The following is a 1,401-nucleotide window of genomic DNA, read 5'->3' on the forward strand; positions in this document are numbered from 1 at the left end:
GAGATGGTCGACGTCGATACCGACCAGGCGGACAACGGCGTCGAAACCTTCGTCACCATCGACAAGGATACGACCTCGCGCCTCGGCATGACGGTCAAGGATGTCGATAACGCGCTGTACGACGCTTTCGGCCAGCGCCAGGTTGCCACCATTTACGATGAGCTGAACCAGTACAAGGTGGTGATGGAAGTGGCGCCGGAATTTGCGCAAAGTCCCGAAGCGCTGCGCGACGTGTACATACCGCGCAAGGCGGCCAGCGGGACGAGCGCGGGCACCAGTGGCGCCGCAGCTGCGGGCGGGGCCGCTGCAAACAGCGCGTCCGGCGGCAGCGGCAGTGCGGTGAACGGCGCCGGCACTGCGGCTGCCGGCGTGCCTTCGGCGACGGCGGGCGGTACCAGCGGCAGCACGGGCTCCGGCAGCGGCGCGTCGACCACGACCTCGACCAACAATAACAACGTCTCCGCCGCGCGTGATGCGTCGTCCGGCTCCGCGCTGAGCACCACGCCATCGGCCATGGTGCCGCTCAGCGCCATCTCCACCTTCGCTGAAAGCTCCACGCCAACTTCGGTGAACCACCAGGACGGCGAGCTGGCGACGACGGTTTCCTTCAACCTCGCACAGGGCTTTAGCCTGAGCCAGGCGCAGGAGGCGGTGAAGCAGGCCGAAGCCGAAATCGGCATGCCCAACAATGTGCGGGGCAGCTTCCAGGGCACGGCGCGCAGCGCGCAGGAGAGCAACCAGCAGCAGCCCCTGCTGATTCTGGCCGCGCTGGTGGTGATCTACATCGTCCTGGGCATCCTGTACGAAAGCCTGGTCCACCCGGTAACCGTGCTGTCCACGTTGCCGTCGGCGGGCGTGGGGGCGGTGCTGGCGCTGCTGATGTTCAAGATGGAGTTCTCGATCATCGCCCTGATCGGCGTGTTCCTGCTGATCGGCATCGTAAAGAAGAACGCGATCCTGATCATCGACTTTGCGCTGGAAGCCGAGCGCTCGCGCGGCATCAGTTCCATCGAAGCCGTGCGTGAAGCCTGTTTGCTGCGCTTCCGCCCGATCCTGATGACGACCCTGGCCGCCGCACTCGGCGCACTGCCGCTCGCCATCGGCTTTGGCGAAGGCTCGGAACTGCGCCAGCCGCTGGGCATTGCCATTATCGGTGGCCTGATCGCCAGCCAGTTGCTGACGCTGCTCACCACCCCGGTGGTCTACGTCCTGATGGACAAGCTGCGCACGCGCAGCCCGGACGAACATCTGCTCAGCCGAACCGGCGGCACACAACCAGAACCTACAACGCCATGAGAGCACGCACCTACCTCGCCGTTGCCATCGCCGCCGCCCTGAGCGGCTGTGCGCTGACGCCAACTTACGACGTCCCGAATACGCCGCAGCCTGCCGGCTTCAAGG

At 65.7% G+C, this 1,401-nt stretch carries 1 protein-coding gene; it reads left to right on the forward strand.

Annotated features, from left to right (window positions below; translation table 11 throughout):
- The coding region (locus AB4Z11_RS31745) for an efflux RND transporter permease subunit (RefSeq protein ID WP_442030161.1) at positions 1-1,296 on the forward strand (1,296 nt) is incomplete at its 5' end.
- Positions 1,297-1,401 lie beyond the last annotated feature (105 nt).

It is taken from the genome of Pseudoduganella sp. RAF53_2 (genome assembly GCF_052113985.1).
Lineage (GTDB): Bacteria > Pseudomonadota > Gammaproteobacteria > Burkholderiales > Burkholderiaceae_D > Rugamonas.